Consider the following 23,244-nt stretch of genomic DNA (forward strand, 5'->3'; position numbering starts at 1 on the left):
TGCGGAGGGACGCGCGTCGGGCGCGGGATCACGAGGCTGGAGTCATGACCTCGACTCCGACTCCGACTCCGATCCCACCGTCGACCTCGACCCAGGCGCTGCTCTCGGCCGCCGGCCTCGTCAAGACCTACGGCCCCACGCGGGCGCTCGATGGCGTCTCGCTCGACGTGCGGGCGGGCGAGGCGGTCGCCATCATGGGCGCGTCCGGCTCCGGGAAGACGACCCTGCTGCACGTGCTCGCGGGCATCCTCCCTGCGGATCAGGGCGCCGTGACGCTGCAGGCCCGGTCCGGGCCGATGCGGATCGACGGGCTGGGGGAGCGGGAGCGTTCCCGCGTCCGCCGCGAGGAGTTCGGGTTCGTGTTCCAGCAGGGGCTGCTGATCCCCGAGCTGACCGCCGTCGAGAACGTGGCGCTGCCGCTGCTGCTCACCGGACATGCACGCGATGCGGCCGAGGCGCACGCCGCGCAGTGGCTGGGGGCGCTCGGGCTCGGCGGCATGGAGCAGCGGCGCATCGGTCAGCTGTCGGGCGGACAGGCGCAGCGGGTGGCGATCGCCCGCGCCCAGGCGACCGGGGCGCGGGTGCTGTTCGCGGACGAGCCGACCGGGGCGCTCGACTCGGCCACCTCCGCGGACGTGATGACGGCGCTGCTGGACTCGACGCTCGCGCAGGGGCACGCGCTCGTGGTCGTGACGCACGACCCCCAGGTGGCCGCGCGCTGCGGCCGCACGATCCGCATGCGCGACGGCCGCGTCGTGCCGGAAGAGGCGCCGGAGGTCGCGCGATGACCGCCGTCCTCGCGCCCCGTCCGCTCGCCTCCGCCGGCCGGCGCGCGCCGGTCCTCCGGCTGACCTGGCTGGTGTCGCGGCCGAGCGCGCAGAGCGGCGCCGCGCTGCTGCTGCCGGCCGTGGCGTTCGCCGTCACCACCGCGCTGATGCTGATCGTGCTGGGCGGCGTGCTGATGTTCTGGGCCTGGCCGCCCGATGCCGACGGCACGACGGGCCTATACCAGGCTCTCAGCGCCATCGCCCTCGCGATCCTCGCCGTGCCGCTGCTGTCGCTGGGCGGCGCGGCCGCGCGGCTGTCGGCTCGCCGCCGCGACGAGCGCCTCGCCACGCTCCGCCTGCTGGGCGCGACTCCCGCCACCGTGGCGGCGATGACCGTGCTCGAGTCGACCGCCGTGGCTGTCGCGGGCGCCGTCGGGGGTGTCGTGCTCTACGCGCTCGCCATGCCGCTGGTCGGGCTGATCCCCTTCGCCGGCGAGCCCATCGGGGCGATCTCGCTGTGGGTGGGGCCCGTCGCCGTCGCCGCGGTGGTCGCCGGCGTGGCCCTCGTCGCGGCGATCAGCGCGGTGGTCGGCCTGCGCCAGGTCGTGGTCTCGCCCCTCGGCGTCCGCACGCGTCAGACGGCTCCGCGCCTGCACTGGATCCGCGTGGTCGTGACCGTGGTCGCCCTCGCGGTCGGATACGGCGTGCTCGACGGGCTGTCGGCGCTGCCGGGCTTCGCGTTCGTCGTCCTGGCGGTGGCGGCGACGTTCGCGGTCGGCATCGCGGTGCTGGGTCTGATCGGCCCGTGGGCGATCGGCGTGTTCGCCCGTGTGCAGGCGCGCCGCGCCCCGGATGCTGCGAGGCTCATCGCCGCACGCACGGTGCTGGAGTCGCCCAAGGCGGCCTGGCGTCAGGTCGGCGGCGTCGCGATGACCACGTTCGTCTCGGTCGTCGGCGGGTCGGGGATGGCGCTCGCCGGCACCGTGGACGACCCCTCGTCGGCGGTGCTCACCGGCGACATCCGCACGGGCATCCTCATCACGCTCGTGGTGTCGTTCCTGATGGTCGCCTGCTCCGTGGGGGTGAACCAGGCGGCGGCGATCCTCGACCGCCGTGGGCTGCACGTGGGGCTCGACCGCATCGGCATGCCGCGCGAGGTGATGGAGTCGGCCCGGATGCGCGCGACGATGGGGCCGCTGCTGTTCACCGTCGTGGTGTCGGCCCTGGTGGGCGGGCTGTTGGTGTTCCCGCTGGTGGGCGTCGCGATCATCGCCGCGCCGTTGTCGCTGCTGGTGATCGCCGCATGCTTCGCGCTCGGGATCGCGGTCGTGTGGCTCGCGCTGCGCGCCACACGACCGGTGCTGACGCGGGTGCTGGCGGAGCCCGATCGCGCGGAGTGAGCGGCTCAGCCGCGGTCGGGTCCGCCGGGCGGGTCCGGCCGCGCCGCGCCGCGGGCGCCGGCCGCGTCGTCGGGGGAGGGCGTGCCCTCCCGGGGCTCCCCGGGATCCGCCGCGGCGCCGGACGCGCCGCGCGACCGCGACCTGACGCGCTCGACGAGCACGCGCCAGGGCCCCTCCAGGGCGCGCTCGGAGAGCACCGCCTCGTGCGGCTCGCAGGTGATCCGGTACACATAGCGGTCGGGCTCCGCCGCCACCGCGGGCACCTCCTGCCACGGCATCGACTCGACGAGCTCCCGCCACGCGTGGCGATCCGGCTGCGCCTCGACGTGCACCTCCCAGGTGACGCGGACGCCCGCGAAGCCGCCCGTCCTCGAGACGATCACCCTCATGGCGTCAGCGTAGCCACGCCGCGCCGTCCGGGCTATGCCGGCACGACCCCCACGCTCTCCCACGCGTCGGCCACGGCGGCGGCCTCGACGGCGTCTGTGCCGTAGAGCTCCCGAGCGACGGACAGCGTGGCGCCCGCGAACTGCGCGAACGACGCGGTGGCGGTGATGCGGCCTCCGGTCAGGGTCTCGTACCAGATGCGCCCGGCCCGCTCCCCAGCGTGCCCGCCCAGCGTCTCGGCCAGCGCGACGAACGCGCGGTTCGGGATGCCCGAGTTGATGTGCACGCCGCCGTTGTCGTCGCTGGTCTCGACGTAGTCGCGCATGTGCGCCGGCTGCGGGTCGGCCCCGAGCATCGGGTCGTCGTACGCCGTCCCGGGCGCGCGCATGGACCGGATCGCCTCGCCCCGCACCTCCTCGGTGAAGACGCCCGCGCCGACCAGCCACGTGGCCTCTCGCGCCGTGTGGCCGAGAAGCCGCTGCTCGACGAGGACGCCGAACACGTCGGACACGTGCTCGTTGAGAGCGCCCGACTGGCCCTGGTAGACGAGGTTCGCGGTGCGCTCCGTCACCCCGTGGGCGAGCTCGTGGCCGATGATGCTGAGCGAGCCGGTGAAGCCGCGGAAGATCTCGCCGTCTCCGTCGCCAAACACCATCCGGGCGCCGTCCCAGAACGCGTTGTCGTACCGCTCGCCGAAGTGCACCGTCGCGTCGAGCCGCATGCCCTCGTCGTCGATGGAGTCGCGGCCGAACGCGTCCCAGAACAGCGCGTACGTGTCGCCCAGGCCGTCGTACGCCTGCGAGACGGCGACGTCGCCCGTGTCGGGCTCGCCCTCGGCGCGCACCTCGACACCCGGCAGGTCCTCCCCGCCGCGGGCGTCGAAGATCAGCCGGTCGGGAGCCCCCGGCGCGGCGGAGCCGCGGACGGTGCTGCCGAGCGCGGTCCGTGCCGACGAGCGCACGAGCCCCGGGAGGGTGCGCTCGTCGCCCCGCTGCTCGCGGAAGGGCTCGTCGATGCCGAGCGTGCGGCGCGCGGCGGCCGGGGCATGGTCGAGCACCGCCTCGTCGAGGCGCGCGATGCGGCTGAGCAGGAACGGCGGGACGATCCCGTGGCGGGCGGAGGAGGTGGGCGGCGTCATGCCTCGATGCTGACACCGGCCGCCGACATCCGCACCGGGTGCCGTGCCGCCGGCGTCAGAGCATACGCCGCGTGCGGGCGCGCTCGCGCAGGATCATCGTGCAGCCGAGCAGCCACAGCGGGATCTGCGTCGCGAACGCCCAGCGGAACGCGGTGTCCGTGTACAGCTCGGGGCGCGACGCCCCCTGCACGTCCAGCGCGACGCCGATCAGCAGGATGGCCGTGAGGCCCGCGAGGAAGCCGCCGACGTTGGTGACGCCCGTGGCCGTGCTCAACCGGTGGGCGGGGTTGTGGGCCCGGGCGAAGTCGAAGGCCACCATCGACGCGGGTCCGCCCGACGCCAGCGCGATGACGAGCAGGACGAGCAGCCATGCTGGCACGGGAGAGGGCCAGAGCAGCACCGCGACCCACGCGACCAGCTGGGCGCCCACCGCGGGCAGCACCAGCATCCGCGACCGGCGATGGGGATGACGGGCCGAGAGCGCGCCGACCACCGGTCCCAGCACGATGCCCGCGACGACGTAGACCGAGGTCACCGCCGACGCCTGCGCCGTCGTGAGCCCTTCGCCGGCTGTGAGGAACGGAACGCCCCAGAGCATGACGAACGCCGTGCCGGCGAACGGGGCGGTGAAGTGCGTCCAGAAGGCGAGACGGGTGCCGGGGTGCGACCAGGCCGCGCGGATCCCCTGGCGGGTGTCGACGGCGCTCGTGACCACGGTGATCGCGCCCGTGTCGGTGTTGACCGACACGTCGGCGGGTAGCTGCGGGGGATGGTTGCGCACGAACGCGGCGATCAGCACGGCGAAGACGATCGCGAGCCCCGCGAGCCCGCCGAAGGCCACCTGCCAGGAGGTCGCGTGCAGCAGCAGCGGCAGCGGCACGAGCGCGACCACCTGGCCGAGCTGGCCGGTGATGCCGGTGAGCTGCATCATCAGCGAGCTGCGCTGCGCGGGGAACCAGGTGGCGACCAGGCGCAGGACGCCGGGGAAGATCGCCGCGTCGCCGGCGCCGAGCAGCATCCGCGCGGCGATCGCGATTCCGACGTTCGGCGACAGGGCCATGACGATCTGTCCCGCCGCCATGAGCACCATGCCGATCGCCATGATCGGCCGGGCGCCCCAGCGGTCTAGCCACAGCCCGACGGGCAGCTGCATGAAGCCGTACACGGCGAGCTGCAGGACCGCGAACATCGACAGCGTCGACGCGTCGGCGTCGAAGCGGTGCGAGGCGTCGACGCCGACGGCCGCGAGCGACGTGCGGTTCGTGATCGCGAGGACGTAGCCGAACACCCCGATGCCCCACATGAGCCACATCCGCCACGACGGGGCGGGGGCGACGAACGTCATCGGTCGGCCCCCCGCACGATCTCCGCGGCGTCCTCCACGGTGTCGACGAGATGGACGTGCCGCTCCATGGGCCGCCCCTTCGCGAGGGCGCGCAGCAGGGGCCAGGCGGGCAGCGTCTCGGTCCAGTGCTCGCGCCCCACCAGCACCATCGGCGCGATCGCGTCCTCGGCGGCGTAGTAGTTCTCGCAGGCGTCCTGGAAGATCTCCTGCACCGTGCCGCCTGCGCCCGGCAGGAAGACGATGCCGTGGCCGCAGACCTGCAGCAGGATCGCCTCCCGCAGCGCGTTGCGGAAGTACTTCGCGATGGCGGTCGCGAACAGGTTGGACGGCTCGTGCCCGTAGTGCCAGGTGGGCACGCCGAGCGTGTCGACCCGCGGCAGCCCTGCCGCGTCCGTGAGCACGGTCCGCGCCGCCGACACCCACGCCTCCACGGACGGACGGTAGGACGGGACGGCGGCCAGCTCGTCGAGCGCGCCCTCGAGCGCCGCCGCGCCCCCGGCGCTCAGCCGGGCGCCGAGGTTCGCCGCCTCCATGGCCCCGGGGCCGCCGCCGGTGGCGACCGTGAAGCCGTCGCGGGAGCCGTCGCTCGCCGAGAGCAGCCGCCCGAGGCGCGCGGCCTCCGCGTAGCCGGCGCTGCCCCGCGGCAGGCCGTGGCCGCCCATGACGCCCACGAGACGACGGGGCTCGACCCAGTGCGCGAGGGCGCGATCGATGCCGTCGTCGTGCAGCGTGCGGTCGAGCAGGACGTCCGGATCGTGGCGCCGCTGCGTCCAGGCGTACGTGCGGCCGTCCAGGCTCGCGCCGTAGGCGTCGTCGTCGTACAGCTCGTCCGCCGTGTAGAGCGCCGTCCGTCGCGGATCCGCCGGCGGCCGCGGCACGGCCGGCAGCACCAGCGCCCCGCGCGCCGCATGCAGTGCGTCGTCGCCGGCGGCGAAGACGCACCCGGCGAACGTGGTGCGCGACGTGTCGCGGGCCGCGAGCTCCGCCGAGCGGTCCCGCAGGTCGAGTCCCACGACCCGCCATCCGACGAGGCGGGTGCCGCCCTGTTCCAGACGCCGATCGAGGTCCGCCAGCGACTCGATCGTGATCAGTCGCCCCGCGTGCCTCGTCATCCTGCGTTCCCCGTGTGATCCGTCTCGTCGTCCGCTGGCCAGTCTGCCCCATCCCATGCCCCGGCCCGACCGCGCCGGGCCGGCCGCGGGCATGGCCGGATGCGGCGACGCGCCCGGAGCCGCTCGGGGGTGTCGCTCGGGCCGTGGAGCCGCGCGCCGCTTAGGCTCGCAGATGCCATGATCCGGTTCGAACACGTCAGCAAGCGATACCGGGGGACCGCGAAGCCGGCCCTCGACGATGTCGACTTCGAGGTGCAGCGCGGGGAGTTCGTCTTCCTCGTCGGCGCGTCGGGATCGGGGAAGTCCTCGTGCCTCCGCCTGATCCTGCGGGAGGACACCCCGAGCGACGGGCGCGTCGTCGTGCTCGGCCGCGACACGAAGACCCTCTCCAACCGTCGCACCCCGTACTTCCGCCGGCACATCGGGTCGGTGTTCCAGGACTTCCGGCTGCTGCCGTCCAAGACCGTCTTCCAGAACGTCGCCTTCACCCTGCAGGTGATCGGCTCGTCCCGCGCGTTCGTGAAGCAGGCCGTTCCCGAGGCCCTCGAGCTGGTGGGCCTGGCCGACAAGGCCAAGCGCTTCCCCCACGAGCTGTCCGGCGGCGAGCAGCAGCGCGTGGCGATCGCGCGCGCCCTGGTGAACCGCCCGCAGGTGCTGCTGGCGGACGAGCCGACCGGCAACCTCGACCCGGCGACGTCCGTCGACATCATGATGCTCCTCGCCCGGATCAACGCGTCGGGCACCACGATCCTCTGCGCCACGCACGAGGCGACGTTCGTCGACCAGATGCAGCGACGGGTCATCGAGCTCAAGGACGGCCGTCTGATGCGCGACGAGCGGCACGGCGGTTACGGCGACCGCTCGGGGATCAAGACCCTCGAGCCGCAGGTGGAGCGTGGAGCGGCGGCGGTCGCGGCGCTCACCGCCGTGCTGGAGCTGCAGCGCGAGGTCACGGGCGGAGCCACGGCCGAGCCGGCCGGCGGCGCAGCCGCGCCCGAGGCGATCGCGCCGGTCGTGGAGGCCGTCGCCGCCGCGCAGGAGGAGCTGTTCGCCGACCTGCTGGATGATCCCGGGTCGGCGCAGCCGGACGCCGGTCCCGTGGACGGCGCATCGCCGGACGCGGCGACCGCGGCAGCGGAGCCCGAGGCGACGAGCACGCCGGCGGTGACCACGCCGCGGGAGGACGAGCCCGCACCGCGCACGGGCGCGGTTCCCCGATCCGACCTGCCGGTGGCTGACGTCGACGTGGAGGAGCTCGGCATGGCCGATCGACTGGGCCTGCGGCCCGCCGACGACGACGAGGTGGGTCCGACGACATGAGGCTGGGACTGATCCTCTCCGAGGTGTTCACCGGCCTGCGACGCAACGCGTCGATGGTCGTGTCGGTGATCCTCGTCACGTTCGTGTCGCTGACCTTCGTCGGCGCGGCGATCCTGATGCAGGCGCAGATCGCGACCATGCGCGACTACTTCCAGGACCGCGCGCAGGTCGACGTCTACATGTGCTCGGCGATCTCGACCACCGACACGTGCACGGGCGGCGCGGCGAACGACGACCAGACGGCGGCCGTGCAGGCCGAGCTGCAGGGGCCGACGCTGTCGCCGCTCATCCAGGAGTTCTCGTATCAGTCGGCCGGGGACGCCTACCAGGACCTCGTCGACAACTTCCCCGAGTACTCGAACCTGATGACCGAGGAGCAGACGAGCGCGGTCTTCCACATCAAGCTGCTCGATCCGACCCGCTCCGACGTGATCGCCGAGGGCTTCCAGGGCATCGAGGGCGTCGAACAGGTCACGGACCAGCTGGAGAACCTCGACCCGCTGTTCTCGGCGCTCACGATCGCGACGTACATCGCGATCGGCGTGGCGGCCCTCATGCTGATCTCCGCGGTGCTGCTGATCTCGACGACCATCCGACTGTCGGCCTTCGCACGTCGCCGGGAGGTGGGGATCATGCGCCTGGTCGGGGCGTCCAACAGGTTCATCCAGACGCCGTTCGTGCTGGAGGGCGTCGTGGCGGCCCTCATCGGCTCGCTGCTGGCGGGGGCGACCGTGCTGGTCGGCGTCAAGACGGGGGTCGAGGGATACCTCACGAGCCGCATGGGCTGGACGCCGTGGGTCGGCATGTCCGACGCGCTGCTGGTGGTGCCCGTGCTGATCGTGCTGGGCGTGCTGCTTGCGGCGCTCTCCGCGGGCTTCGCGATCCGTCGCTGGCTGCGCGCCTGAGCGCATGGCCCCGGAGTCGGCCGCGCGCCTGAGCGAGTCGCACCTCTCCCAGTCGTTCGCTGGCGCGGGCGCGACGTGGCCTGGGACCGTCTCGGCTCCGGCCCGCCCGTCGTGCTGCTGCACGGCACGCCGTGGTCCTCCGCCCTGTGGCGGCCCGTCGCGCGCGCCCTTTCGCGTCGTCACTCCGTCTACCTGTGGGACATGCCCGGGTACGGCGCCTCGTCCAAGGCGGCTGACCACGACGTGGACCTCGGCACGCAGGGCGAGCTGTTCGCGCATCTCCTCGAGCAGTGGGGCATCGAGCGTCCCCATGTGGTGGCGCATGACTTCGGCGGTGCGGTGGCCCTGCGCGCCCGGCTCCTCCACGGCGCGCGGTTCGCGTCGCTGTGCCTCGTCGACGTCGTCGCGCTCTCCCCGTGGGGGTCGCCGTTCTTCGCCCTGGTCCGGGAGCATGCCGAGGTCTTCTCCCAGCTGCCCCCGGCGATCCATCGCGGGGCGCTCGAGGCGTACATCCGCGGGGCGAGCCACAGAGGGCTGCGCGACGACGACCTCGAGATGCTCGTCCGGCCGTGGCTCGACGACGTCGGACAGGCGGCCTTCTACCGTCAGATCGCGCAGGCGGACGAGCGTCTCACCCGGGAGATCGAGGCGCGATATGGCGAGATCGACGAGCCGGTGCACATCGTGTGGGGCACGGCGGACACCTGGATCCCCGTGGATCGTGCGCATCGCCTCGCCGAGGCGATCCCGCACGCCTCGCTCACCCTGGTCGAGGGCGCGGGGCACCTCATCCAGCTCGACGCGCCGTCGGAGCTGGCGACCGAGCTGTCCGACTGGCTGGCGCGCGTCCGCTGAGCGCGGCTGTCGCGCCCGTCAGACCGCGTAGGGGGTCGTGACGCGCAGCGAGATGCGAGACAACGCAGATGCGAACTGGATCAGGTTTGTGGTGGCGAGAGACATCGGGGTTATGAGAGGTATCCCGCCTTGCGTAGAGAGGCGGCAGCCTTCTCCCGCACCTCTGCCACGAGTTCCCGCAGCTCTCGCAGCGCGGCGGTCTCAGCGCGGAAGACCAGAGCTTGGCTTATGGTCGGGTGCGCCTCGCGCAGATACATTTCGAGCATAGGCTCTCCGCTCGCGCGGTACACGATGAAATCAGCGTCGTCGTTATCGGGCAGACGGGTAACGCAGTAATACTGCCGTGAGACTGCCACATCTGCAGGCCCACCGATGGTCACCCGGAGTTCCGCACCCGAAGTATCTCCTGGAACTCGTCGATAACCACGTGGTGCGCGCGTTGTGACGCCTCTTGAGTGTCTGTGGACTCGACCGACGAGCGGCACTGAGAAGTGTTGATCGGTCACCTGCTTCGCTAATGCCTCAGAGAAGACGGTGAGTAGGCGGAGAGTGATAGCGTCGATCTCCTCATGCGGAAGGCCCGCCTGGCCGCTTAAGAGCGGCATAAGCTCGCCGATCTGCTCAGAAACGTCGGGCACGGCAGCGGCCAACACCTGTTCGCGAAGCATCCCGATTGTGTCGATGACGCGCTCACCGATGAACCGCACGAACTGTGAAGTGCGTCCTTGGTCTGCCTGCTCAAGGCCTGCGATGTAGTCTGCCTTCTGGTCTGCGAAAACCACGAGCGGGATACCGTACGCGCGGTACAGGAACATCGCCGAGAGAGCTCGTGCGACGCGCCCGTTACCGTCCGCGAAGGGGTGAATGCATACGAACGCGTAGTGCGCGTATGAAGCCTGCACGATCGGGTGCTCAGCAGCGAACGATTCGCTTCGCAACTCTTCGAGGAAGCGAGCCATCTCGGCCGGTGTCTCACTTGGCGAGGCGTAGCCATGCACAGTGTTCGAATCGAAGTTCAGTGGACTGTTCGGATGAGACTTGTATCGACCCTTAGGGAGATCGTGCTCTTGGGGTCCCACCGCTGTGATAACTGTATACTTGTCTTGAGAGGAAGTCACGATCTCATGAAGCTCGCGAACCCATACTTCAGTGAGCGGATGAGAACCAGTCGCTGCATCCAGGACGAAGTCGTACGCCTTCACTGCATCAGCGATGTGTTGAGCCGCAGAATCTCCCTTTATGGCTTCGATTTTTTGCCAGGCAACCGACGAGACCGCGACGCTATAAGTGAAGCCTCTGTCGACTTGATACAGCCCCTCGATCGCGCCGGTATTGACCGCAGCCCAGTTCGTTGCGATCCGAATGGCTTCCGAAAGCTGCTTGGGTGTGACAGATTCCTTCAACGCAGACAGCTGTCGTAAGAACCGGTCTACCGACGTTCCATCGAAGGGCGTTTCGAGCCAAGACTGGAACGTAGGAAAGGGCTCATACGGTCGAACCTTGGGCTCGGCTATCGACGCTGCGTCTGCAACTGGATCGTTGTTCATAGCCTCTCCTACACGTGTGCTCAGAACGATACACATTCGCGGCGGCCGCGCTGTTCGCGTGGGCGAACCGCCTCATGCTCACCCTCGGCGCGCCGGTGTCGCGGCAGGGCTGACATCCGCCCCGGCGCATGCGGCTCCCCGCATCCGCGTATAATGAAAGGCTGTGCCCGATCGGGCGCGAGACCGGTCACGAGGAGGAGGTGAGCACATGCCGAAGGAACAGGGCGAGAAGATCGTCGCGACGAACCGTCGCGCACGTCACGAGTACACGATCGAGAAGACGTACGAGGCAGGCCTCGTGCTCACCGGCACCGAGGTGAAGTCGCTGCGTCAGGGGCGCGCGAACCTCAGCGACGGCTACGCGTACATCAACGGCGGCGAGGCGTTCCTCGACGCGGTGCACATCCCCGAGTACTCCCAGGGCAGCTGGACGAACCACTCTTCGAAGCGGATCCGCAAGCTGCTGCTGAACAAGGACGAGATCGTCAAGCTCAGCCACGCGGTCTCCGCCGGCGGCTACACGCTGGTGCCGCTGAGGCTCTACTTCCTGAACGGCCGCGCCAAGATCGAGATCGGCGTGGCGAAGGGCAAGCGCGAGTTCGACAAGCGCCAGACGCTGCGCGAGCGCCAGGACAAGCGCGAGGCGGAGCGCGCGATGCGCATGCGCAACCGCACGGGCGAGTAACCACGTCGGAGGGCGCCGATACGCTGTCGCCATGGCGGTGCGGATCGAGTTCGAGGCGGAGGTCGTCCGCTGGCAGGCGCGTACGGAGGCGTGGTACTTCGTGCACGTGCCGGAGGAGATCTCCCGTGACCTGCGCGAGCTCCCGGCCCCGCGCCGCGGCTTCGGCTCGCTGCGGGTGGAGGCGCGGATCGGCGGGACGACGTTCCGGACGTCCATCTTCCCGGGGGCCGTGTCGGCCGCCGGGCATTCAAACGGTCCGGGGGCCGTGTCGGCCGCCGGGCATTCGGGCCGTCCCGGGGCCGTCGCCTATTCGCTGCCCGTGAAGCGGTCGGTGCGCGAGGCCGAGGGGCTGGCGGAGGGCGACGTCGTCCCGGTCCTCATCGACGTGCTCGAGCTCTGACGGCGATCCGACGGCCGGCACCCCGGTTGTCCACAGGCCGCCCCCGGCTCGGACGTCCTTTCCCTACCCTCGGGTGCCAGGGGAGGCACGAGCGGAGGGAGCGAGGATGGCGGCTGACGACGCCTCGGCGACGCTGGTCGTGGTCGCGCATGCGGGCTTCTTCGCGGTGTCGCTGCTGCTGGTCCGCATCGACGTGATGGAGCACCGGCTGCCCGATGCGATCGTGCTGCCGGCGACGCTCGGGCTGGCGGCGCTCTTCGCGGTCTCGGGTGTCGTCGGGGGAGACCTCGCCCCCGTCGGCCGTGCGGCCGGCGGCGGGCTGATGCTCTTCTCCGCGTATCTCGCGCTGCGCGCTGCGGCGCCGGCGGGGCTCGGCGGGGGAGACGTGAAGCTCGCAGGCCTGGTCGGCGTGTTCCTCGGCTGGCACGGGTGGACGGAGCTCGTGGTGGGGGCGGCAGCGGCGTTCGTGCTGGGGGCCGCCTGCGCGCTCGCGCTGCTGGTGGCCGGCCGGGCCGGGCGCGACACCCGCATCGCCTTCGGGCCGTGGATGCTGGTCGGGGCATGGACCGCGCCGCTGGTCGCCTGAGTCGCCGTCGCACGTCTCGTGGTCTGCCTGCTCGGGCGGCGGATGTCAAGCGGCGCCCGCCGCGGAGGGCGTCCCGCTAGCGTGGGGACATGGCGAAGCTCATGGCGCAGGTGAAGGTGCTCATCGCGTGGGCGCTCGCGCGCAAGCCGGTACGGGCGTTCCTGCTCTACTCCGAGCAGAAGGGCGCCCTGCTGGCGTCGGCGATCACCTACCGGGCGCTGTTCTCCATCTTCGCGGCGGTGCTGCTGGGGTTCTCGGTGGCCGCCGTCTGGCTCGCCGGCCGGCCCGAGCTGATCCAGGCCATCCTCGACGCCGTCGACAACGTCATTCCCGGTCTCGTGGGCGAGGGCGGGCTGATCGACACCGACGCCCTGCTGGAGCCCGCGAGCTTCACCGTCGCCGGGATCATCTCCCTGGTGGGTCTGCTCGTCGCCGCGATCGGCGCGGTGGGTGCTCTGCGCGAGGCCATCCGGATCATGGCCGACAACACCCACGCCGCCGCCAACGGCCTCGTGCTGATGCTGCGCGACCTGCTGTTCGCGGTGATCCTCGGGGCGCTGCTGCTCGCCGCCGCCGCGACCACGTTCCTCGGATCGGCTTTCGTGTCGACGGTGCTGGGTTGGATCGGCGCGAGCGAGTCGGGTTTCGCCGAGGTCCTCACCCGCGCCGTCGCGGTCCTCGTCACTCTCGCCCTCGACGCGGTGTTCATCGCGCTCATGTTCCGCATGCTCTCCGGGCTGCGCCCGTCCGCACGGGCTCTGTGGAGCGGCTCGTTCCTGGGCTCGGTCGGGCTCGTCGTGCTGCAGCAGCTGTCGGGACTGTTCGTCGGCGGCGCGACCTCGAACCCGCTCCTGGCGACCTTCGGATCGCTCGTGGCGCTGCTGCTGTGGGTGAACCTGTCGGCCCAGGTGCTGCTGATCTCGTCGGCGTACATCGTCACCGGCATCGAGGAGGACCACGACCGCGTGGGGGAGCGCTACGGCGCCGAGACGTTCGCGCAGCGCCGCGTGCGCCGGGCCGAGAGCTCGGTGCAGTCCGCTGTCGAAGAGCTGCGTCACGCTCGTGACGCGGAGGAGAAAGAGCGCACCGCCGACCTGCAGCAGGTGCGCGAGAGCCGGGAGTAGGTTGATCACATGGCCATCGCACGACTTCACGGAGGACCCCTCGACGGGCAGGTCCTGCCGCTAGAGACCCCTGACCTCGACCAGCTGATCCTGCCGTACTCGGAGGGGCAGGTCGTCTACGACCGCGACGGCGGCGCCGAGAACACGGGAGACGCGGACGGGCCCACGGAGGTGCCGTTCCGCTTCACGGAGGAGCCTCAGGAGATCACGCCGTCCGACGACGACGTGCGACCGGGAGAGTGAGCGCGGCGGTTCCCGACGGTCACGGCCCGTCACGCTCGGTCGAGATCGAGCGCAAGTTCGACGTCGAGGCGGGGACGCCGGTGCCGGACTGGATCGGTGTGCAGGGCGTCGCCGCGGTGTCGGCGGGGGAGGAGCGCCATCTCGACGCCCTCTACCTCGACACCGACGACCTCGCGCTCGGACGTGCCGGGGTCGCGCTGCGTCGGCGCACCGGCGGGCCCGACGCCGGCTGGCACATCAAGGGGCCGCTCGTGGACGGCGGCCGCACCGAGCTCGGCTGGCCGCTGTCGGACGGCGACGCCGTCCCCGACGAGGTCGCGGCCGAGGTGGCGCGTTGGTCGACCGAGGGGCTGTCGCCGCTCGCCCGCATCGTCAACGACCGCACGGCGTACGCTCTGCTCGACGCCGACGGCGGCGTGATCGCGGAGTTCGTCGACGACCACGTCCGTGCGACGGATCTGCGCGGCGGCGCGACGCGCGAATGGCACGAGTGGGAGGTCGAGCTCGGGCCTGCGGCCTCGAGCGACCCCACGGCGCGCGAGTCGTTCTTCGCCGCGGTCGCGGACGCCGCCCACGCGGCCGGCGCCCGCCCGGCCGGCTCGTCGTCGAAGCTCGCCCGCGCTCTCGGCCGCTGACCCCCACGAGACCGCATCTCCGCGGCGAGACCGTGGCCTACCTCTACGGTCTCGCGCGCGGTATGGGGTCTCGTACAGGAGAGTCCGCCTCGCAAGACGGCGACGGCCCCCGGATCATCCGGGGGCCGTCGTCGTAAGTGCTCTCACTTCATCAACTCACATGTTGATGAAGTGCCCCTGCAGACCGTGGAAGCCCTCCTGCAGCGTCTCCGACAGCGTCGGGTGGGTGTGCACATTGCGTGCCGCCTCCACCGCGGTGAGGTCCCACTTCTGCGCCAGCGTCAGCTCGGGCAGCAGCTCCGACACGTCCGGGCCGATCAGGTGTCCGCCGATGAGCTCCAGGTGCTCGGCGTCCGCGATCAGCTTGACGAAGCCGACGGGCTCGCCCAGACCGTTCGCCTTGCCGTTCGCGCTGAACGGGAACTTGGCGACCTTGATCTCGCGTCCCTCGGCGCGGGCCTGCTCCTCGGTGAGCCCGAAGCTGGCGACCTGCGGCGAGCAGAACGTCGCGCGCGGCATCATCCGGTAGTCGCCCAGGGTCTGCGTCTCGGCCTTGCCGATCTTCTCGGCGGCGACGACGGCCTGCGCCTCCGCGACGTGCGCCAGCTGCAGCTTGGCGGTCACGTCGCCGATCGCGTAGATGCCCTCGACGTTGGTGCGCATGTGGTCGTCGATGTCGATCGCGCCGCGCTCCGTGAGCTTGACACCGGTGGTCTCGAGACCGAAGCCCTCGATGTTCGGCGCGAAGCCCACGGACATCAGCACCTTGCCCGCGGTGATCTCGCCCGCGACGCCGTCGCGCGACTCGTAGGCGACGTGCACCGAGTCGCCGTTGTCGGTCACGGTCTTGACAGCCGTCGAGGTGAGGATGTCGATGCCGTACTTCTTGTACTGCTTCTGGATCTCCTTGGAGACCTCGACGTCCTCGTTCGGCAGGGCGCGGTCGAGGAACTCGACGATGGTGACCTTCACGCCGTAGTTCGACAGCACGTAGGCGAACTCCATGCCGATGGCGCCCGCGCCCACGATGACGATCGACTCGGGCAGCTCACGCGTGAGGATCTGCTCCTCGTAGGTCACGACGTTCTCGCTCAGCTCGACGCCCGGCAGCAGGCGCACCTTCGAGCCGGTGGCGATGATGACGTTGTCGAACGTGATCTCCTCGGTGGAGCCGTCCGACTTCGCGACCGAGACGGCCTTCGGGCCCGTGAAGGTTCCGCGACCCTCGTACTCGGTCACCTTGTTCTTCTTCATCAGGAAGTGGATTCCCTTGACGTGCGTGTCCGCGACCTTGCGGCTGCGGTCGAACGCCGTGCCGAAGTCGAAGTGCACGTCACCCGAGATGCCGAACAGATCGGCCTTGTGGGTGAAGGTGTGGGCGATCTCCGCGTTCTTCAGCAGCGCCTTCGACGGGATGCACCCGACGTTGAGGCAGACGCCGCCCCAGTACTTCTCTTCGATGATCGCGACGGAGAGTCCGAGCTGAGCGCTGCGCACGGCCGCGACGTAACCGCCGGGACCCGCGCCGAGGATGACGACGTCGTAATGAGCCATGCCCCAAGCCTATCGCTCGGCGGGCGTGCCCCCGGCGGTCTCAGGGGGCCGGCGACCCGCCGTCCCGATCCGCGCCGCCGCGGGCGCGCGACACCAGCAGGGCGACCACGCCGCCGAGCACCGCGATGCCGGCCGCGCCGAGCAGCAGCCACGGCAGCACCTCGCCGAAGGACGTTCCCTCGCCGTCGGACTCGCTCGCTGCGCCCGCGCTCGTCTCGGGCGTCGTGGCGGCCTCCGACGACGAGCTCGGCTCGAGCGTGGGCGTCGTCACGGGCTTCTTGGACGGCTGTGCGGTCGTGGTCTCGTCGTTCGCGGGCGGCACGGCGGAGCCGTCCTCGTCGCCCGGAACCGACTCGAGGGTGAAGGTGAAGGTACCGTCCGGCACGTGCCCGTCGACGCCGGCGGCGCGCCAGTTCACGGTGTAGACGCCCGTCTCGGTCGGCGTCTCGAACTGCTGGCGGATGATCGCGCCCTCGACCTCGGCGTCGCCGGTCGAGATGTTCGTGCCCGAGGGCGCGATCACGTCGATCTGCGCGGCGCCCTCCTGCATCGCCTCGGTGAACTCCAGGTCGACCGTCTCGGGCATCTCGTCGATGACGGCGCCGTCGTCGGGGTTCGTGTCGTACAGACCGCCGTGAGCGGCGGCCGGCTGCGCGAGCAGCAGCGAGCCGAGGATGACGAACAGGGCACTGCCGCCGACAGCGAGGAGGCGGCGCGGGCGGGAGGTGCGAGCGGCGGACATGCCGCCACGCTACCCCGATCGTCTCGACGTACGCCGGGCGTCGTGTCCCGACTGTCGTGACCCGCTTGTGATCTGCCGAAACCGATCGGTTAGGCTGGACGGATAAGGAGGGGATGACGTGTCACAGAACGAGCCCGGAGCCGGTTCGCCGATCCACCGCGACGGCGACAGCACGCGATTCGGCCACGACGGTGCGGGGGACTCCACCCAGACGTTCGGGCACGACTCCGATCTGTCGTTCGTGCCGTTCGGGGGTGAGCTGAACCCCGCCGAGCGCGATGCGATCGCCGCTCTGCCGTCGGGCTCGGCGCTGCTGCTCGTGCGGTCGGGTCCGACCGCCGGCGCGCGGTACCTGCTCGACACCGACGTCACCACCGCGGGGCGGCACCCGGAGGCGGACATCTTCCTCGACGACGTCACGGTCTCCCGACGTCACGCCGAGATCACCCGCCACCGCGCGGCCTTCGAGATCGTGGATCAGCGCTCGCTCAACGGCACGTACGTGAACGGCGAGCGCGTCGACCGCGCCGAGCTGCGCAACGGCGCCGAGGTGCGGATCGGCAAGTTCCGCCTGAACTTCTTCGTCTCGCCCCTCGACCGAGAGGGCCAGGGCGCCTGATGGCGGCTGCCGCCGCCCGCGAGCCGGCTTCCGCACGGAAGGCGCCCGCGGGGCTGCTGAGCATCGGCCAGGTGCTGGCGAAGCTCACGCCCGACTTCCCCGCGCTGACCTCCAGCAAGCTCCGCTTCCTCGAGGTGCAGGGGATCGTGACGCCGCAGCGGACGGCATCCGGTTACCGGAAGTTCTCCACCGACGACCTCGAGCGGCTGCGCCTGGCGCTCACGCTGCAGCGCGATCACTACCTGCCGCTGGTCGTGATCCGCGACTACCTGGACGAGGTCGACGCGGGACGCTCGCCGGCGATGCCTCAGGTACCGCCGCCCTCGATCCACCCCGCCGTCCGTCGACGCACCCGTCAGGAGCTGCTGAGCGCCGCCGGTGCGGCGCCGCAGCTGCTCAACGACGCCGTGAGCACGGGTCTGCTGAAGGCCGCGGACCACTACGACGACCAGGCGCTCGCGCTGCTGCGTGCGCTCGTCGCCCTCGACCGGCACGGCATCGAGCCGCGTCACGTGCGAGGCATGCGCCAGAGCGCTGAGCGCGAGGTCGCGCTCGTCGAGTCGGCGATGTCCGCGCTGCTGCGTCGCACCGACGCCGCCTCCCGTGCCAAGGCGAGCGAGCTCGCCCCCGAGCTGGCCGCGCGCCTCGACGACGTCCGGGGGATCCTGGTCAAGGAGGCCCTCGGCCGGCTGCTGTCGTGACGCGGATCGTGTCGCGTGATTGAAGTTCACGTTGAAGGTCACTGTTGGGTAACGCCGTGGCGACACGCCTCGCGGATCGCACGGATGTCGTTGCCGGTCCGGCGGGCCTCCCATACGGTGGATGAAGTAGCCGCTGCACGAGGAGGACGACAATGAGCGCTGACGATCGCACGGATCGTGGCATGACGGATCTCCTCTTCACCGACGGGCTTCCCGACCTCGACCCCGAGATGGGCTACCGCGGCGCGGTCGCCGCGCGGGCGGCGGGCATCACCTATCGCCAGCTCGACTACTGGGCCCGCACCGAGCTCGTCGAGCCGACCGTGCGCAGCGCCACCGGCTCGGGATCGCAGCGTCTCTACGGCTTCCGCGACATCCTCGTGCTCAAGCTCGTCAAGCGGCTTCTCGACACCGGCATCTCCCTGCAGCAGATCCGCACGGCCGTCGAACAGCTGCGGGCGGCGGGCATCCGCGACCTCGCGGGGACGACTCTGATGAGCGACGGCGCATCGGTCTACCTCTGCACCTCGAACGACGAGGTGATCGACCTGGTCAGCCGTGGGCAGGGCGTGTTCGGCATCGCCGTGGGGAAGGTCCTGCACGAGGTCGAGGCCACGCTCGTCGACTTCGAGGCGACCGAGCCCGACCAGCTCGACGAGCTCGCCCAGCGTCGGGCGAAGCGCACCGCCTGACGCGATACGGCTGAACCCCCGCGGGAGCGCGGGGGTTCTTTGGCGTCGCCGGAGAGGTCGGACGCGCCGTTCCCGGGCGTCGCCGATCCCGCCGCGAGCGGGGATCGGAGGGGACGAGCGAGCGTCCGCGTCAGCGCGAGGCGTCCTGGGTGTCGGACGGGTCCTCGATGCGGCCGGCTCGCATGATGCGGTCGAGCAGGGCGTCGAAGTCGGTGGCGAGCTCCTGCGCGGACTCGCCCGGCCAGACGTGCAGCGGCTTCGCCGCGCCCTGCGCCTGCTGCAGCGAGGTGCGCTCCGGCAGCTGAGGCTCGAGCACGAGCGGCCCGAACATGTCGCGGAGCTCCTTGATGCGGAACTGGTGCTCGACCGACTGCGGGCGCACGCGGTTCACCACGATGCCGAGCGGCTGCAGACGGGGGGAGAGGCCTCGGCGGATCTCTTCGATCGCGCGCAGCGCGCGGTCGGCGGCCGCGACCGAGAACAGGCCCGGCTCCGTGACCACCATCACGCGATCGCTCGCGGCCCAGGCCGTGCGCGTGAGGGCGTTCAGCGAGGGAGGGCAGTCGATCAGCACCAGGTCGTACTCCGACTCGATCGACGCGAGCGCCTCCTCGAGCTTCCAGACGTCCGCCACGGTGGGGTGGGGGCCGTCGAAGTTGATCGCCGACGGGCTGCCGAGCATCACGTCGATCGTGCCGTCGTGCACGCGGGTCCAGCCGCTCGAGGTGATCGCCTGGCGGACGATCTTCTCCTTGGGGCTGGTGAGCACGTCCGAGACGTTGAGACGACCGGCGATCTGGACGTCCAGACCGGTCGAGACGTCCGCCTGAGGGTCGAGGTCGACCACGAGCGTGCGCAGTGAGCGTGCGAAGGCGGCGGATGCGAGACCGAGGGTCACGGTCGTCTTTCCGACCCCTCCCTTGAGGGAACTGACGCTGAGTACGTGCACAATCCCCAACGTTACAACGCCCTATGCTGTGAGACACGTCAGCCCGGGCGACGAGTCCCCACCTCGCCCGGCCCCGCCAGAAGGGTGCCCATGTTTTCGAAGATCCTCGTGGCCAACCGTGGAGAGATCGCGATCCGGGCGTTCCGGGCCGCCTACGAGCTGGGAGCCCGCACCGTCGCGGTGTTCCCCTACGAGGATCGCAACTCGCTGCACCGCCTGAAGGCCGACGAGGCGTACCGGATCGGCGAGGAGGGTCACCCCGTGCGGGCCTACCTCGACGTCGACGAGATCGTGCGGGTCGCGGTCGAGTCGGGCGCCGACGCGATCTACCCCGGCTACGGCTTCCTCTCTGAGAACCCCGAGCTCGCGGCGAAGGCGGCGGCAGCGGGCATCACCTTCATCGGGCCCGGGTCCGACGTCCTCGAGATGGCAGGAAACAAGGTCACCGCCAAGGAGCACGCGATCAAGGCGGGCGTTCCCGTCCTGCGTTCGACGGAGGCCTCCGACGACGTGGAGGCGCTCGTCGCGCAGTCGGACGAGATCGGCTTCCCGCTGTTCGCGAAGGCGGTCGCCGGCGGCGGCGGCCGTGGCATGCGCCGCGTGGAGACGAAGGCGGAGCTCGCACCGGCGCTGGCCGAGGCGATGCGCGAGGCGCAGAGCGCCTTCGGCGACCCGCGGATGTTCCTCGAGCAGGCGGTGCTGCGTCCCCGGCACGTCGAGGTGCAGGTGCTCGCCGACAAGACGGGTGCGACGGTGCATCTGTTCGAGCGCGACTGCTCGGTGCAGCGCCGTCACCAGAAGGTCATCGAGATCGCGCCGGCGCCGAACCTCGACGACGCCGTGCGTGCCGACCTGCACCGCTACGCCGTCGCCTTCGCCGAGTCGATCGGCTACGAGAACGCCGGCACCGTCGAGTTCCTGCTGGAGACCGCGGGGGAGCGCACCGGCGAGGTCGTGTTCATCGAGATGAACCCGCGTATCCAGGTCGAGCACACGGTGACCGAGGAGGTCACCGACGTCGACCTGGTGCAGTCGCAGATGCGGATCGCGGCGGGCGAGACGCTGGACGACCTCGGCCTGACGCAGGACACGATCCGCCTGCGGGGCGCCGCGCTGCAGTGCCGCATCACGACGGAGGATCCGGCGGCGGGCTTCCGTCCCGACACCGGCAAGATCACGACGTACCGCTCGCCGGGCGGCGCCGGCATCCGCCTCGACGGCGGCACGACCGCCGCGGGCAGCCAGATCAGCCCGCACTTCGACTCGATGCTCGCGAAGCTCAGCGTCCGCGGACGGGACTTCGGCGCCGCCGTCGCCCGCGCCCGCCGCGCGCTGGCCGAGTTCCGCATCCGCGGCGTGGCCACGAACATCCCGTTCCTGCAGGCGGTCCTCGACGACCCGGCGTTCGTGGCCGGGGACCTGTCGACGTCGTTCATCGACGAGCGTCCCGAGCTGCTCGAGGGCCGGGTCTCCAAGGACCGCGGATCGAAGATCCTCAACTGGCTCGTCGACGTGACGGTCAACAAGCCCAACGGCGAGAAGCCGCTCGCGATCGCCCCTGCCGCCAAGCTGCCAGCGGCCGACCTGACGGCCGCCGCCCCGGACGGGTCGCGGCAGCGGCTGCAGGAGCTCGGCCCGGCCGGCTTCGCCCGCGCGCTGCGTGAGCAGAGCGCCCTGGCGGTGACCGAGACGACGTTCCGCGACGCCCACCAGTCGCTGCTGGCGACGCGCGTGCGCACACGCGACCTCGTCGCCGTGGCGCCGCACGTCGCCCGTCTCACGCCCCAGCTGCTGTCGGTCGAGGCCTGGGGCGGGGCGACGTACGACGTCGCGCTGCGGTTCCTCGGCGAGGACCCGTGGGAGCGGCTCGACAAGCTGCGCGAGGCGCTGCCGAACGTCGCGATCCAGATGCTGCTGCGCGGCCGCAACACCGTCGGCTACACGCCGTACCCCACGGAGGTCACCGACGCGTTCGTCCGCGAGGCGGCCGCGTCCGGCGTGGACATCTTCCGCATCTTCGACGCCCTCAACGACGTGTCGCAGATGCGTCCCGCGATCGACGCGGTGCTCGCCACGGGCACGTCGGTCGCCGAGGTCGCCGTCTGCTACACGGGCGACCTCCTGGATCCCGCGGAGGACCTGTACACGCTCGACTACTACCTGCGCCTCGCCGAGCAGATCGTCGACGCCGGCGCCCACGTCCTCGCCGTGAAGGACATGGCGGGCCTCCTGCGCCCGGCCGCGGCCGCCCGCCTCGTGTCGGCGCTCCGCGAGCGGTTCGACCTGCCGGTGCACGTCCACACCCACGACACCCCGGGCGGTCAGCTGGCGACCCTGCTGGCGGCCAGCGCCGCCGGCGCCGACGCGGTCGACGCAGCGTCCGCTCCCATGGCGGGGACCACCAGCCAGCCGTCGCTGTCGGCGCTCGTGGCGGCGCTCGCCCACACGGATCGCGACACCGGCATCGACCTGCAGGCTGTCTCCGACCTCGAGCCCTACTGGGAGGCCGTGCGCCACCTGTACCGGCCGTTCGAGTCGGGCCTGGCCGGTCCCACCGGGCGGGTCTATCGCCACGAGATCCCGGGCGGGCAGCTGTCGAACCTGCGGCAGCAGGCGATCGCGTTGGGCCTCGCCGACGACTTCGAGCTGATCGAGGACATGTACGCCGCGGCGGACGACATCCTCGGGCGCGTGCCGAAGGTGACGCCGTCGTCGAAGGTCGTCGGCGACCTGGCGCTGCATCTCGCGGCGGTCAAGGCCGATCCCGCCGACTTCGCCGAGAACCCCCACAAGTACGACGTGCCGGACTCGGTGGTCGGCTTCATGGCCGGCGAGCTCGGCGACCTGCCCGGCGGCTGGCCCGAGCCCTTCCGCACGAAGGTGCTCGCGGGACGCGACGTGCGGCCGACGGTCACCCCGCTCGAGCCCGCGGACGAGCAGGACCTGTCCGGCGACGCCCCGACGCGGCGCGCCACCCTCAACCGCCTGCTCTTCCCGCAGCCGACGAAGGCGTTCGAGACCGCGCGCGAGACGTACGGCGACCTCTCGGTGCTCGACACGGCCGACTACCTCTACGGCCTCGAGCCCGGCGGCGAGCACGTCGTCGAGATCGAGCGCGGAGTGCAGCTCTATGTGGGCCTGGAGGCGATCGGCGAGCCCGACGAGAAGGGCATGCGCTCGGTGATGGCCACGCTGAACGGCCAGCTCCGTCCGGTCTCCGCGCGCGATCGCAGCATCGACGTCGAGGTGCTCGCCGCCGAGAAGGCCGACACCTCGAAGCCCGGTCAGGTCGCCGCGCCGTTCTCGGGCGTGGTGACGCTGAAGGCCGCGGTCGGCGACCGGGTCCAGGCGGGTCAGGCGGTCGCGTCGATCGAGGCCATGAAGATGGAGGCGGCGATCACGACCCCCGTCGACGGGGTCGTCGAGAGGCTCGCGATCGGCCCCACGCAGCAGGTGGACGCGGGCGACCTTTTGGTCGTCGTCGCCGCGGCCAAGTAACCTGGGGGCGCCCGGTCACCGGGCGCCGGGGCGGGAGGGG

23 protein-coding genes are annotated in these 23,244 nt (G+C 71.3%); 15 read left to right on the forward strand and 8 right to left on the reverse strand.

All coding sequences use genetic code 11. The features are described 5' to 3' along the window. Positions 1 to 44: 44 nt before the first annotated feature. Both K5S26_RS04320 and K5S26_RS04325 read left to right on the forward strand, forming a co-directional pair. The gene (locus K5S26_RS04320) at positions 45 to 788 is read left to right on the forward strand and encodes an ABC transporter ATP-binding protein (protein WP_221856346.1); all 744 of its coding nucleotides are present in this window, start codon (positions 45 to 47) and stop codon (positions 786 to 788) included. Next, positions 785 to 2,167: an FtsX-like permease family protein gene (locus K5S26_RS04325; RefSeq protein WP_221856347.1), complete on the forward strand. Its 1,383-nt coding sequence runs from the start codon at positions 785 to 787 to the stop codon at positions 2,165 to 2,167. The genes K5S26_RS04320 and K5S26_RS04325 overlap by 4 nt, the downstream gene beginning before the upstream one ends. A gap of 5 nt (positions 2,168 to 2,172) precedes the next feature. Here the strand turns inward: K5S26_RS04325 and K5S26_RS04330 are convergent, their stop codons facing one another. From K5S26_RS04330 to K5S26_RS04345, 4 genes are read right to left on the reverse strand one after another with little or no spacing between them, the layout of a single operon-like run. Next, positions 2,173 to 2,556, reverse strand: coding sequence for a protealysin inhibitor emfourin (locus tag K5S26_RS04330; RefSeq protein WP_221856349.1), 384 nt, complete (start codon positions 2,554 to 2,556; stop codon positions 2,173 to 2,175). Positions 2,557 to 2,588: 32 nt separating this feature from the next. Beyond that, positions 2,589 to 3,692 carry a M4 family metallopeptidase gene (locus K5S26_RS04335; protein ID WP_221856351.1) on the reverse strand — a complete coding sequence of 368 codons (1,104 nt, stop codon included), beginning with the start codon at positions 3,690 to 3,692 and terminating at the stop codon, positions 2,589 to 2,591. A gap of 55 nt (positions 3,693 to 3,747) precedes the next feature. Continuing rightward, positions 3,748 to 5,037: an MFS transporter gene (locus tag K5S26_RS04340; RefSeq protein ID WP_221856353.1), complete on the reverse strand. Its 1,290-nt coding sequence runs from the start codon at positions 5,035 to 5,037 to the stop codon at positions 3,748 to 3,750. Continuing rightward, complete coding sequence (locus K5S26_RS04345) at positions 5,034 to 6,149, reverse strand: LOG family protein (protein ID WP_221856355.1); 1,116 nt, start codon at positions 6,147 to 6,149, stop codon at positions 5,034 to 5,036. The genes K5S26_RS04340 and K5S26_RS04345 overlap by 4 nt, the downstream gene beginning before the upstream one ends. 177 nt (positions 6,150 to 6,326) lie before the next feature. On the opposite strand from K5S26_RS04345, the gene ftsE reads away from it, so the two are divergent. The 3 genes from ftsE (at position 6,327) to K5S26_RS04360 (ending at position 9,229) form a co-directional block, all read left to right on the forward strand. Continuing rightward, positions 6,327 to 7,469: a cell division ATP-binding protein FtsE gene (gene ftsE, locus K5S26_RS04350; RefSeq protein WP_221856356.1), complete on the forward strand. Its 1,143-nt coding sequence runs from the start codon at positions 6,327 to 6,329 to the stop codon at positions 7,467 to 7,469. After that, entirely contained in the window at positions 7,466 to 8,374 is a 909-nt protein-coding gene (gene ftsX / locus K5S26_RS04355) for a permease-like cell division protein FtsX (RefSeq protein ID WP_221856358.1), read from the forward strand. Before ftsE ends, ftsX begins: the two co-directional genes overlap by 4 nt. A 75-nt stretch (positions 8,375 to 8,449) precedes the next feature. Continuing rightward, positions 8,450 to 9,229 carry an alpha/beta fold hydrolase gene (locus K5S26_RS04360; protein ID WP_221856360.1) on the forward strand — a complete coding sequence of 260 codons (780 nt, stop codon included), beginning with the start codon at positions 8,450 to 8,452 and terminating at the stop codon, positions 9,227 to 9,229. Between the two features lie 110 nt (positions 9,230 to 9,339). On the opposite strand, the gene K5S26_RS04365 is transcribed toward K5S26_RS04360, so the two are convergent. Continuing rightward, positions 9,340 to 10,776 (reverse strand): Fic family protein, encoded by a 1,437-nt coding sequence (locus tag K5S26_RS04365; RefSeq protein ID WP_221856362.1) that lies wholly within the window; start codon positions 10,774 to 10,776, stop codon positions 9,340 to 9,342. Between the two features lie 208 nt (positions 10,777 to 10,984). Between K5S26_RS04365 and smpB the strand changes: the two genes are divergently transcribed. From smpB to K5S26_RS04395, 6 genes are all read left to right on the forward strand, one after another. Further along, positions 10,985 to 11,461: an SsrA-binding protein SmpB gene (gene smpB, locus K5S26_RS04370; protein ID WP_221856364.1), complete on the forward strand. Its 477-nt coding sequence runs from the start codon at positions 10,985 to 10,987 to the stop codon at positions 11,459 to 11,461. Positions 11,462 to 11,492: 31 nt separating this feature from the next. Continuing rightward, the gene (locus K5S26_RS04375; RefSeq protein WP_246603581.1) at positions 11,493 to 11,861 is read left to right on the forward strand and encodes a DUF1905 domain-containing protein; all 369 of its coding nucleotides are present in this window, start codon (positions 11,493 to 11,495) and stop codon (positions 11,859 to 11,861) included. A gap of 106 nt (positions 11,862 to 11,967) precedes the next feature. Further along, positions 11,968 to 12,447 carry a prepilin peptidase gene (locus K5S26_RS04380; RefSeq protein ID WP_221856366.1) on the forward strand — a complete coding sequence of 160 codons (480 nt, stop codon included), beginning with the start codon at positions 11,968 to 11,970 and terminating at the stop codon, positions 12,445 to 12,447. A gap of 89 nt (positions 12,448 to 12,536) precedes the next feature. Continuing rightward, positions 12,537 to 13,571 carry a YihY/virulence factor BrkB family protein gene (locus K5S26_RS04385; protein WP_221856368.1) on the forward strand — a complete coding sequence of 345 codons (1,035 nt, stop codon included), beginning with the start codon at positions 12,537 to 12,539 and terminating at the stop codon, positions 13,569 to 13,571. A gap of 9 nt (positions 13,572 to 13,580) precedes the next feature. Then, on the forward strand, positions 13,581 to 13,814 hold the full coding sequence (locus K5S26_RS04390) for a response regulator (protein WP_221856370.1): 234 nt from the start codon (positions 13,581 to 13,583) through the stop codon (positions 13,812 to 13,814). Further along, on the forward strand, positions 13,811 to 14,449 hold the full coding sequence (locus K5S26_RS04395; protein ID WP_221856372.1) for a CYTH domain-containing protein: 639 nt from the start codon (positions 13,811 to 13,813) through the stop codon (positions 14,447 to 14,449). The genes K5S26_RS04390 and K5S26_RS04395 overlap by 4 nt, the downstream gene beginning before the upstream one ends. 156 nt (positions 14,450 to 14,605) lie before the next feature. Here K5S26_RS04395 and lpdA read toward each other — a convergent pair whose 3' ends face one another. Beyond that, positions 14,606 to 16,003 carry a dihydrolipoyl dehydrogenase gene (gene lpdA, locus K5S26_RS04400; protein WP_221856374.1) on the reverse strand — a complete coding sequence of 466 codons (1,398 nt, stop codon included), beginning with the start codon at positions 16,001 to 16,003 and terminating at the stop codon, positions 14,606 to 14,608. 40 nt (positions 16,004 to 16,043) lie between these two features. After that, positions 16,044 to 16,745: a copper resistance CopC family protein gene (locus tag K5S26_RS04405; protein WP_221856376.1), complete on the reverse strand. Its 702-nt coding sequence runs from the start codon at positions 16,743 to 16,745 to the stop codon at positions 16,044 to 16,046. A 118-nt stretch (positions 16,746 to 16,863) separates the two neighbouring features. Here K5S26_RS04405 and K5S26_RS04410 point away from each other — a divergent pair, with 118 nt between their 5' ends. The 3 genes from K5S26_RS04410 (at position 16,864) to K5S26_RS04420 (ending at position 18,757) form a co-directional block, all read left to right on the forward strand. Next, a complete protein-coding gene (locus K5S26_RS04410; RefSeq protein ID WP_372454382.1) occupies positions 16,864 to 17,364 on the forward strand; it encodes an FHA domain-containing protein in 501 nt (166 codons plus the stop codon). Continuing rightward, positions 17,364 to 18,065: a transcriptional regulator FtsR gene (ftsR, locus tag K5S26_RS04415; RefSeq protein WP_221856378.1), complete on the forward strand. Its 702-nt coding sequence runs from the start codon at positions 17,364 to 17,366 to the stop codon at positions 18,063 to 18,065. Before K5S26_RS04410 ends, ftsR begins: the two co-directional genes overlap by 1 nt. Before the next feature lie 182 nt (positions 18,066 to 18,247). After that, positions 18,248 to 18,757 (forward strand): MerR family transcriptional regulator, encoded by a 510-nt coding sequence (locus K5S26_RS04420; RefSeq protein WP_246603582.1) that lies wholly within the window; start codon positions 18,248 to 18,250, stop codon positions 18,755 to 18,757. A gap of 130 nt (positions 18,758 to 18,887) precedes the next feature. On the opposite strand, the gene K5S26_RS04425 is transcribed toward K5S26_RS04420, so the two are convergent. Continuing rightward, positions 18,888 to 19,706 carry a ParA family protein gene (locus K5S26_RS04425; protein ID WP_221856382.1) on the reverse strand — a complete coding sequence of 273 codons (819 nt, stop codon included), beginning with the start codon at positions 19,704 to 19,706 and terminating at the stop codon, positions 18,888 to 18,890. 90 nt (positions 19,707 to 19,796) lie between these two features. Between K5S26_RS04425 and K5S26_RS04430 the strand changes: the two genes are divergently transcribed. Further along, positions 19,797 to 23,204 (forward strand): pyruvate carboxylase, encoded by a 3,408-nt coding sequence (locus K5S26_RS04430; RefSeq protein WP_221856384.1) that lies wholly within the window; start codon positions 19,797 to 19,799, stop codon positions 23,202 to 23,204. The last annotated feature ends 40 nt before the right edge of the window (positions 23,205 to 23,244 follow it).

It is taken from the genome of Microbacterium marinilacus (genome assembly GCF_019753765.1).
GTDB lineage: Bacteria > Actinomycetota > Actinomycetes > Actinomycetales > Microbacteriaceae > Microbacterium > Microbacterium marinilacus.